Below are 9,176 nucleotides of genomic sequence, written 5' to 3' on the forward strand. Positions count from 1 at the left end.
TCTATCTGGATTGAATCATGAGTTTTGCTATAAGGGTAAGACCTTAAATGACGGAACGCGATGGCAAACAGCTGGATATCGGTGCCTGTCGCAGGTTGCGACCGTATAGCCGGAAAGAATACTTGCTTAGAATTCTTTGGAGCCTGGCTTTTCCTGTGTTCCGTTTCAGTCCTCGGCCGTTTTTCGGGTGGCGCCGTATGTTGTTACGACTATTCGGAGCGCAGATTGGAAAGAACGCACATATCTACCCAAGCGCCAGGATTTATCTGCCCTGGAACCTGAAACTGGGCGCTGAGGCCAGCATCGGAGAATGGGCATTGATTTACAATCTGGGGCCGGTGACCATAGGCGAAGGAGCGACAATCTCGCACCGCGCGCACCTGTGTGCGGGCACCCACGACTACCGGAATCCCACTCTGCCGTTGCTGCGGCTCCCGATTGAAATCGGCCCTCAGGCATGGATTTGCGCAGACGCGTTTGTAGGGCCAGATCGAAAAGTGGGCGAGGGCGCGATTGTAGGGGCTGGCGCTGTCGTAATGGAGGATGTTGCACCATGGAAGATTGTGGCCGGCAACCCGGCAAGAGTTATCAAAACACGAATCCTCAGGGATTCACCGACAAATGCACCTCAAGCGGCGAGTGTTGCTAAGCATGAATGAAGCGCCGATCAATGGTTATCGCTATGCCGATTCAAAACACACCCATTCGCACGGTTACCTCCTACCGAGTGTGACATATATTCTGGAAAGGCTGGCGCTCCGCTCAAGCGAGAGAAGGGTGTTTGAGCTGGGCTGCGGTAATGGCAGTGTGGCGAATGCGCTGACCCGATTGGGCTGGGATGTGACGGGCGTGGACCCGTCTGTGCAGGGAATTCGTCACGCACGGGAAGCCTACCCTGAGCTGAAACTTTTCGAAGGCTCTGCATACGACGACCTCGCCGGAAAGTACGGTCAGTTTCCAGTGGTCCTTAGTCTGGAAGTGATCGAGCACGTCTATGCGCCTCGAGATTTTGTGCGTACTGTATTCGATCTCCTTTCGGAAGGAGGCACAGCCATCCTCTCGACGCCCTACCATGGCTACTTGAACAACCTGGCGCTTGCGCTGACGGGCAAGATGGACGCCCACTTCACGGCGCTGTGGGATCACGGGCACATCAAGTTCTGGTCCATGCGGACGTTGAATGTGCTGCTGCGCGAGGCCGGCTTGGTGGACATCCGGTTCGAACGAGTGGGGCGGGTGCCGGCGCTGGCCAAGTCGATGATTGCCGTTGCTCGCAAGCCCTGATCGCTTCGTGAAGCTCACTGCCGTCATCCTCACCTTGAACGAAAGCCGGCATCTGCGCCGCTGCTTGGAGGGCTTGCACGGCGTTGTGGACGGGGTTCTGGTGGCCGATAGCTTCTCCACGGACGAAACCTTGGCCATCGCCGAGGCCCACGGCGCACGGGTGGTAAAGCAGCCCTGGGTGAATTACGCCACGCAGTTCAACTGGGCACTAACGCAACTCGACCCGGATACCGACTGGGTGCTGCGCATTGATGCGGACGAGGTCCTCACGCCAGAGTTGGCGGCGGAGATTCGCGAGCGGTTGCCGACCCTGGGGCCCGAGATCGATGGGGTGTACGTGGGCCGGCGCATGACCTTCCAAGGCCGGATGATTCGCCACGGCGGGCTGTTCCCGGTACGGGTGTTGCGGCTCTTCCGCCCCGGCCGGGGTGCGTGCGAAAACCGCTGGATGGACGAGCACATCAAGGTGGCAGGCGCCACAGCGAATTTTCGGGGCGAACTGATCGACGACAACCTGAATTCGTTGACCTGGTGGACCGAGAAACACAACAAGTATGCGAGTCGAGAAGCCGTCGACCTTCTCAATCTCAGATACGGCTTCATGCCGCATGACTCGGTTGCAAACATCCGCGACGGGTCTCAAGCCGGTATAAAGCGATGGCTGAAGGAGCGTATTTATGCTCGTCTCCCAGGTGGATTTCGAGCATTCGCTTATTTTTTCTACCGGTACTTTCTGAGGTTTGGGTTCCTCGATGGGCGTGCTGGCTTGGCCTTTCACTTTCTCCAGGGCTTCTGGTACCGGTACCTTGTGGATGCGAAGGTCGCTGAGGTGGGTCGCTATATGAAGACCAATGATGTTTCCGTAGAGAAAGCGATTCTGGACGTCTTGCAGATTGATGTTCGACCGCAGGTTTCACACGATATCTAACTGGGCTTTAATGCCTGTTCGGCCATTGGCGAAAGTAGAGATATGATGAGAAAAAAAGCACTGATCACTGGCATAACAGGGCAGGACGGCGCCTACCTGACCGAGTTCCTGCTTGCCAAGGGTTACGAGGTGCATGGCATCAAGCGCAGGGCCTCCCAGTTCAATACCCAGAGGATCGATCATCTGTATCAGGACCCGCACGTGCCGGCGCCGCAGTTGATTCTGCATTACGGCGATCTGACCGATTCGACCAATCTGATTCGAGTGGTTCAGGACGTGCAGCCCGATGAAATCTACAATCTGGGCGCACAGAGCCATGTCGCGGTGTCGTTCGAAAGTCCGGAATACACGGCCAATGCGGACGCGATCGGTACCTTGCGCCTGCTCGAGGCGATCCGGATCCTCGGGATGGAAGATCGGATTCGCTTCTACCAGGCTTCGACCTCGGAAATGTTCGGCAAGGTGCAGGAGATTCCGCAGCGTGAGAGCACACCGTTCTATCCGCGCTCGCCCTACGGCGTGGCAAAGCTGTATGCACACTGGATCACGGTCAATTACCGCGAGTCCTACGGCATGTTCGCGTGTAGCGGAATCCTGTTCAATCATGAATCGCCGATTCGCGGCGAGACCTTCGTCACCCGCAAGATCACCCGTGCCCTGGCGAGAATCTTCGTCGGGCTGGACGATTGCCTCTATCTCGGTAACCTGGATGCGCGGCGCGACTGGGGCCATGCGCGCGATTACGTCGAAGCGCAGTGGCTGATGCTGCAGCAGGACCAGCCCGATGATTACGTGATTGCGACCGGCGAGCAGCATTCGGTGCGCGATTTCGTCGATGCCGCCGCAGGGCGCCTGGGCATGACGTTGGACTGGTCCGGCAGCGGCGCGGACTCGATTGGTGTTGTGGCCGCCGCGCCGGGTGACTGCGCGGCGCAACCGGGGAAGGAGGTCGTCGCGATCGATCCACGTTATTTCCGGCCGGCCGAGGTCGATACCTTGCTGGGCGACCCGACAAAGGCCAGGACGGAACTCGGCTGGACGCCGAAGATCAGTTTCGATGAACTGGTCGCCGAAATGGTCGAGAAGGACCTGGAGCGCGCCCGGCGCGATGCCCTGGTCGCCGACCACGGGTACCAGACCTACAGCTTCCGGGAATGAGAAGAACAGTTTTCAGTTTTCAGTTTTCGGTTTTCAGTAATGAGGGTCAATGACAAGTCAGGTCTCCAAACTTATTGACGATCGGATTTTTGTCGCCGGCGGGCGGGGCATGGTCGGCAGTGCGATCTGTCGGGCGCTTGAGGCAAGCGGGCAGGGCCCGGTGCTGGCGCCGGGTCGGGATGCGCTGGATCTGCTGGATCAGACGGCCGTCGATGCCTGGTTTGCCGAGCATCGACCGGTGCAGGTTTATCTGGCGGCGGCCAAGGTGGGCGGGATCCATGCCAACGACAGCTACGCGGCGGAATTCATCCACGACAACCTGGTCATTCAGACCAATGTGATCCATGCGGCGTGGAAGCACGGCGTCGAGAAGCTCTGCTTCCTGGGCTCTTCGTGCATCTACCCCAAGCACGCGCCGCAGCCGATGCAGGAAGAGCACCTGCTTACCGGGCCGCTCGAGCCAACCAACGAGTGGTACGCGGTGGCCAAGATTGCCGGTATCAAGCTGTGCCAGGCCTACCGCCGCCAGTACGGCTTCGACGCGATCAGTCTGATGCCGACCAACCTCTACGGGCCCGGGGACAACTTCCACCCGGAGAACTCGCACGTGTTGCCGGCGCTGATCCGGCGGTTCCACGAAGCGCGCGAGCGCGATGCCTCCGAAGTGGTGATCTGGGGCACCGGCACGCCGCGACGCGAGTTTCTGCATGTCGACGACCTGGCCGAGGCCTGCCTGTTCCTGATGGAGCACTACTCCGGCGAGGAGATCGTCAACGTGGGTGTGGGCGAGGATATCTCGATCCTGGAGCTGGCCCGGATGGTGGCCGAAGTGGTCGGGTTCCAGGGCGAGATCCGTACCGACCCTTCCAAGCCCGACGGCACGCCTCGAAAGCTGCTGGACGTGTCGCGAGTCAATGCGTTGGGATGGCGGGCAAGCATCGGGCTCAGGGAAGGGGTCGAAGCGACGTATCGGTGGTACATGGAGAATCAGGATTCCTTCCGAGGCTGAACCGTTGACTGGGACGATCCTTGTCTGCGGTGGCGCCGGCTATATCGGCAGCCATATGGTGCGGTTGCTGGCCGATCGCGGCTTCGAAGTGGTGGTATTCGATGATCTGTCGACCGGGCATCGCGAGTCCATAGCGAATGTCGAACTGGTGGAGGGCGATGTGCGCGATGCCGCGGCATTGGACGCACTGTTCGGTGCGTTCCGATTCGAAGCCGTGATGCACTTCTGCGCGAAGTCGCTGGTGGGCGAGTCGGTCCTGAAACCGCTTGAGTACTACGAAAACAACGTCGGCGGCAGCATCTCCCTCGTCCAGGCGATGCAGCGCCACGGTGTCGACAAGCTGGTATTTTCGTCCACGGCGGCGGTTTTCGGCGAGCCCGAGTCGGAGTTGATCGACGAGGACCATCCGAAGAGCCCTTTGAACCCTTACGGGCACAGCAAGCTGATGGTCGAGCGCATGCTGGCCGATGTGGCTGCAGCGCATGGCTTGCGGGCGGTGGCGCTTCGATATTTCAACGCTGCTGGTGCTTCGCTTGCCGGCGGAATCGGTGAGTCGCATGACCCGGAAACGCACCTGATCCCGAATGTGCTGAAGGCCGCAGCCGGAAGCGGCCCTCGTTTGAAGGTGTTCGGCACCGATTACGACACCCGAGACGGCACCTGTGTAAGGGATTACATCCACGTCGACGACCTGGCGCGCGCGCACCTTGCCGCTCTTGAATTCATGACGCGCGAGGAGGGCTTCCACGCGTTCAATCTGGGCAACGGCCAGGGTTTTTCGGTGCTGGAAGTGATCCAGGCGGCCGGAAAGGTTGTCGGGCGTGATGTTCCCTACGAGGTTGCCGAACGGCGCGCGGGGGATCCGGCGGTACTGGTCGCAAGCAGCGCCCTGGCGGCGAAGAAGCTGGGTTGGCAACCGGAGATCACCGATCTCGAGGCGATCATCGAATCGGCGTGGCATTGGCATCGGGAGCAGCGATATTAGCGCTCGGCCCTCAAATAAGCGGCTGGGCCGGAAATCGCTCCGGGGATGGCTACACCTGTGAAGATCTCGGTCATTACCGCAACCTACAACGTCGCGGGCACGGTCCAGGATTGCCTGGACTCGGTACGCGGGCAGGGCCATGGCAATGTCGAGCACGTGGTGGTCGACGGGGCCAGTTCGGACGGGACCGTGGAGCTGCTCGAGGGGCATCGCGATCGGATCGACCGCTTCGTCAGCGAGCCGGACCGGGGCATCTACGACGCGCTGAACAAGGGCGTTGCGATGGCGTCCGGCGACGTGGTGGGGTTTCTGCACGCCGACGATGTGTTCTCCGGGTCTTCGGTGCTTTCGCGGGTGGCCGGGGCGTTTGCCGATGACGCCGTGGGGGCCGTGTACGGGGATCTGCAGTACGTGAAGAGCGACGATATTGGTGGGGTGATCCGGCATTGGCGCTCGGGCGAGTTCGTGCCCGCCCGGCTGCGCTGGGGCTGGATGCCGCCGCATCCGACGTTGTATGTGCGCAGGTCCTGGTACGAGCGACTGGGCGGGTTCGATCTTGGATATTCGATTGCCGCCGATTACCAGTGGATGCTGAGGCTGTTGTCGCAGGACGACCTTCGGGTGGCCTACATTCCGGAAGTGCTGGTGAAGATGCGCGTGGGCGGGGCCAGCAATCGGTCGTTGAAGAACATCGTGCGGAAGTCGCGGGAGGATCTTCGGGCCATGCGGGAGACCGGGGTCGGAGCGTTGGGGGGTGTCGGCGCGCTGGTCTGGAAGAATGTTTCGAAGGTGGGGCAGTTTGTCAAGAGGCGGTGAGCGGGGGAAAGGCAGGTAGCAGGGTTCAGGTTTCAGGGGGTAGGAGAAGCGAAGTTTTCAGTGAGCGGTTTTCAGTTGGCAGTTCAAGGAAATTTGGCCCCGGGACCCGTTCGGGGCGACAGTGTTGAGGGTATGTTGCTGACGATCAATGGTCGTTGTGGGGTTGGTTCGATTGCCTCCGGCTGCGGACGATCGTGATGTGGATGGCGACGCTGTTTGGCAGTTTGTTGGTGGTTGCTGTCTTGATCGGCGTCAGCGCTCGGTGGGCGACGGCTGGGCGTGTGGCCGTATTGGCCGCGGTCGTGGTCTTGATGGGGATCTTGCTGTTGCCGCAGGAGTGGGTGCTTGGGGTGGCACGACAGGTGCCGGGGGTCGCGGACGCTCTGGGATTCGGGTGGTTCGATCAGGTGGCGCATTTCGTGTTGTTTCTCGCGATGGGCTGTGTCTTTGGGGTTTTCGTACGGTCGACGGCGGGGCTGGTGCTGGTCTGTGGGCTGGCGATTGCGTTGGAGGTGCTGCAGTGGGGGTCGGCGGGGCATCAGGTTCGGATGATGGATGGGCTGATGAATCTGGCGGGCGGCGTTGTTGGGTTCGGGATGGGTCGGTGGTTCGGGGTCGGGAGAGCCGGGGAGAGCGGAAGAAAGCGTGAACGGGGAGCGGGGAAAGGAAGCTAGCAGGGTTCAGGGTTCAGGTTTCAGGTTTCAGGTTTCAGGGGGCAGGAGGAGCGAAGTTTTCAGTGAGCAGGATGAAATCAAGTTTTCAGTGAACAGTTTTCAGTTTTCAGGAACGGCTTGAACAACTAGGTCCGGGGTAGAGTCCGGGACGACAGGAAGCAGGGCCGCCGTTGGGTGGCCTTTTTCGTTTGTGCGGGGCCTGGCGGGCGAAGGGTGGCGATCGAAGATCAGGGCTCAGGGATCAGGGCTCGTTGAGTGTTGTGCTGAACGGGTCGATGATGGTCAGGTTTTCGATGATCTGGCCGCTCTGGAGGTCTTCGGAGATCAAGAACGTGCAGCCTGTTTGCCGCGCGGCGGCGACGATGAGGGCGTCCCACCAGGAGATTTTCATCCGATCCTCGATCGACCAGGCCTGTTCGAATGTGGCCGCGGTCAACTCGAGCGGCTTCCAGGTTTGTAGGTCACGGACGTCGGCACGCGCATCGTCACGGGCCATGCCCGGCTTCAGACGGCGGGTGACGGTCTGATAGTATTCCTTGAGCACCTGTGTGCTGATTCGACCGTTCCCTGATGACCACAGTTCGGCAAGCCAGCGCCGCGCGATTCGGTGCTTGGTCGGATCTCGGGTATCCCGGCTGTACACCAGGATGTTGGTATCAACGAAGTAGCGGTCGGTCATACAGAGATTCGCGGTCGGGATACGGCATGTCGGTTTCCCGCAGGGGGCCCGTTGGCCGTCCGAGGAATCGCTCGGCGGCGGTCCCGCGCTGCTCTTCCAGATCGCGCATTTCCTGGAGCACCTCTCCAAGCATTCTGGAAACGCTGGTGTTCCGTCTGGCCGCTTGAATGCGGGCCCAACGGGCGGTTTCCTCGTCGAGGGTGATGGTGACGTTCTTCATGACACGATCTTAGTGATACACGAGATTCGTGTCAAGTTGAAGAGCGGCGTGCGGACGCCGGGAGGAATCAGGGCGGTTCGCAGGGTTGGCCGTGCCGCGCAGGTTCTGGGGGTCGGAGTCAACGGTGAGCAGGGAGAAACTAAGTTTTCAGTGAGCAGGGCAAATCAAGTTTTCAGTGAACAGTTTTCAGTTTTCAGAAAAAAATCCTGAATAACTAGGGCCCGGGTCGGGCCCGGGATGACAGAAAGCCGCTTCGTCGCTGGGTCCCGGCTCGGGGGCCGGGATGGCAGATCGAGAGGCCGCCGTTGGGCGGCATTTTTCGTTTGGGCCGAGTGCCCGTTTTCAGGACAGCCAATCACCGGACGGCCCGCCGACCCAATTTCCGAAACTCAGCGAAGAAAAGCCGTATTATAGACCAACCAATAGACCAGTCTACGGAGGTCGTCACCATGTACCCCGAAATCGGCTCCTATGACGCCAAGACCAGACTGCCGGAACTGCTGCGCGAGGTCCGCGAGGGGCGTCGCTACACCATCACGCTTCGCGGCAAGCCCGTCGCGGACCTCGTGCCGGTGGGACGTCCCGGCGAGGACGATATCAGGCGGGCGGTCGCGGCGATGCGCGCCCTGCCGAGAATCAAGGGCGTGGACGCCGCCGAGTTGGAACGCTGGATCGACGAAGGCCGCCGATGAGCCTGGTGCTCGATGCCTCCGCCGCCCTTGCCTGGGTTTTCGAGCGGTCGGATCCGGTCGAGGTCGCCCTGGCCGATCACCTGCTTGATTCCATCGCCGTCCAGCCCGTCCTGGTCCCCAGCCTCTGGCACATCGAGGTGGCCAATGCATTGCTGGTTGCCGAACGGCGCGGCGTTGCCAAAGAGGCTCAGGTGGTTGACTACCTGCAGCGGCTCTCGAAGCTGCCCATCGTCACGGACGATGCCGAGATCTCGCGTCGCCAGGAAATCATCATGGCCCTCGGCCGTCAGTTTCAGCTAAGCACCTATGACGCAACCTACCTCGAGTTGGCAATGCGCACGGGTTCGACCCTGGCGACGTTTGACGCCCGGCTGGCGCGTGCCATGCAGCGCGCCGGCGGGAAGACCTTCGAATCATCCGAGTAGCCGGACGCATTGCGGTCCGATCAAACGGTTGCTTCAATGCTCGATCGCTTCGGGGCCTGGGTTCGCAGGGCGGTTTCGTCACGAGATGTCTCGACTCAGGCGAGTCTCGGGGTGGTCAGGACGAGTCGCGAGCGACTCTGACCGCTCCGGGTTCGCGTTCGGCGCCCCGGGATGACCGAGGCGTAGAGGGGTGCTCCGTCGGTTTCGACTGTGGGAGGGCGGATTCCGCGCGAACCGGTCGGGCAACCCTTCGCCCGGCACAACCGGCCTCCCACAGGCCCTCCGAGCCGGCGCCCATCCCGATCA

Annotated in this window: 12 protein-coding genes; 10 read left to right on the forward strand and 2 right to left on the reverse strand. The window is 60.9% G+C overall.

The genetic code is table 11. From position 1 onward, the window contains the following. Positions 1-47: 47 nt before the first annotated feature. The 8 genes from HFP89_RS16240 to HFP89_RS14840 all read left to right on the forward strand — a co-directional run bounded on the left by HFP89_RS16240 (position 48) and on the right by HFP89_RS14840 (position 6,854). Positions 48-659 (forward strand): putative colanic acid biosynthesis acetyltransferase, encoded by a 612-nt coding sequence (locus tag HFP89_RS16240; RefSeq protein ID WP_168718450.1) that lies wholly within the window; start codon positions 48-50, stop codon positions 657-659. Beyond that, a complete protein-coding gene (locus HFP89_RS14810; RefSeq protein ID WP_168718451.1) occupies positions 652-1,284 on the forward strand; it encodes a class I SAM-dependent methyltransferase in 633 nt (210 codons plus the stop codon). Before HFP89_RS16240 ends, HFP89_RS14810 begins: the two co-directional genes overlap by 8 nt. A 7-nt stretch (positions 1,285-1,291) precedes the next feature. Then, positions 1,292-2,212, forward strand: a complete 921-nt coding sequence (locus tag HFP89_RS14815) for a glycosyltransferase family 2 protein (RefSeq protein WP_168718452.1) — start codon at positions 1,292-1,294, stop codon at positions 2,210-2,212. Positions 2,213-2,257: 45 nt separating this feature from the next. Further along, complete coding sequence (gene gmd, locus HFP89_RS14820; RefSeq protein ID WP_168718494.1) at positions 2,258-3,370, forward strand: GDP-mannose 4,6-dehydratase; 1,113 nt, start codon at positions 2,258-2,260, stop codon at positions 3,368-3,370. A gap of 49 nt (positions 3,371-3,419) precedes the next feature. Continuing rightward, positions 3,420-4,379 carry a GDP-L-fucose synthase gene (locus HFP89_RS14825; RefSeq protein WP_168718453.1) on the forward strand — a complete coding sequence of 320 codons (960 nt, stop codon included), beginning with the start codon at positions 3,420-3,422 and terminating at the stop codon, positions 4,377-4,379. A gap of 4 nt (positions 4,380-4,383) precedes the next feature. Next, entirely contained in the window at positions 4,384-5,364 is a 981-nt protein-coding gene (gene galE / locus HFP89_RS14830; RefSeq protein WP_240956439.1) for a UDP-glucose 4-epimerase GalE, read from the forward strand. Positions 5,365-5,421: 57 nt separating this feature from the next. Next, positions 5,422-6,180, forward strand: a complete 759-nt coding sequence (locus tag HFP89_RS14835) for a glycosyltransferase family 2 protein (protein WP_168718455.1) — start codon at positions 5,422-5,424, stop codon at positions 6,178-6,180. 203 nt (positions 6,181-6,383) lie between these two features. Then, positions 6,384-6,854: a hypothetical protein gene (locus tag HFP89_RS14840; protein WP_168718456.1), complete on the forward strand. Its 471-nt coding sequence runs from the start codon at positions 6,384-6,386 to the stop codon at positions 6,852-6,854. A gap of 241 nt (positions 6,855-7,095) precedes the next feature. Here the strand turns inward: HFP89_RS14840 and HFP89_RS14845 are convergent, their stop codons facing one another. Both HFP89_RS14845 and HFP89_RS14850 read right to left on the reverse strand, forming a co-directional pair. Continuing rightward, complete coding sequence (locus HFP89_RS14845) at positions 7,096-7,533, reverse strand: PIN domain-containing protein (protein WP_168718457.1); 438 nt, start codon at positions 7,531-7,533, stop codon at positions 7,096-7,098. Next, on the reverse strand, positions 7,511-7,753 hold the full coding sequence (locus tag HFP89_RS14850) for a hypothetical protein (RefSeq protein WP_168718458.1): 243 nt from the start codon (positions 7,751-7,753) through the stop codon (positions 7,511-7,513). Before HFP89_RS14850 ends, HFP89_RS14845 begins: the two co-directional genes overlap by 23 nt. 449 nt (positions 7,754-8,202) lie before the next feature. Here HFP89_RS14850 and HFP89_RS14855 point away from each other — a divergent pair, with 449 nt between their 5' ends. Both HFP89_RS14855 and HFP89_RS14860 read left to right on the forward strand, forming a co-directional pair. Beyond that, positions 8,203-8,445 (forward strand): type II toxin-antitoxin system prevent-host-death family antitoxin, encoded by a 243-nt coding sequence (locus HFP89_RS14855; RefSeq protein ID WP_168718459.1) that lies wholly within the window; start codon positions 8,203-8,205, stop codon positions 8,443-8,445. Beyond that, positions 8,442-8,870: a type II toxin-antitoxin system VapC family toxin gene (locus HFP89_RS14860; protein WP_168718460.1), complete on the forward strand. Its 429-nt coding sequence runs from the start codon at positions 8,442-8,444 to the stop codon at positions 8,868-8,870. Before HFP89_RS14855 ends, HFP89_RS14860 begins: the two co-directional genes overlap by 4 nt. The last annotated feature ends 306 nt before the right edge of the window (positions 8,871-9,176 follow it).

The organism is Wenzhouxiangella sp. XN79A (genome assembly GCF_012272825.1).
Taxonomy (GTDB): domain Bacteria; phylum Pseudomonadota; class Gammaproteobacteria; order Xanthomonadales; family Wenzhouxiangellaceae.